Here is a 521-nt window from a genome sequence, read left to right on the forward strand (position 1 = left end):
TTATGTTGTCGGCAGAATTAAGCGCTGGCAAGAAGAAGGGGGGGCATTGACAGACTGTGCCATTCTTTATCGTAGTAATGCTCAATCTCGTATAATGGAAGAGGCACTATTACAAGCGACAATGCCATACCGTATTTACGGCGGGCAACGCTTCTTTGAACGCCAAGAAATTAAAGATGCGCTTTCTTATATGCGATTAACGGCTAATCGCCATGATGATGCTTCTTTCGAGCGTGTTGTGAATACACCAACACGGGGTATTGGTGATAGAACATTAGATATTGTTCGCCAAGTCGCGAGAGATAACCAAATTACCTTATGGGAAAGCGCATTACAGGTTATCGAACATAAAATGTTGGCGGGACGTGCAACCGCTGCAATTCAACGATTCTTAGAACTGATTGAAACACTCGCCTCTGAAACAGCAGATATGCCATTACATGTACAAACAGACCGAATTATTCGTGATTCAGGTTTAAAAGCGATGTATGAGCAAGAAAAGGGCGAAAAAGCCCAAGCCC

Annotated in this window: 1 protein-coding gene; it reads left to right on the forward strand. The window is 43.6% G+C overall.

What is annotated here, in order from left to right:
* Nucleotides 1–521 (forward strand): 3'-5' exonuclease (locus tag ABN217_RS20410; RefSeq protein WP_349460030.1); only part of this gene is annotated, 521 nt, incomplete at both ends.

This window comes from Proteus sp. fly-1067, assembly GCF_040139345.1.
GTDB classification, from domain to species: Bacteria; Pseudomonadota; Gammaproteobacteria; order Enterobacterales; family Enterobacteriaceae; genus Proteus; species Proteus vulgaris_B.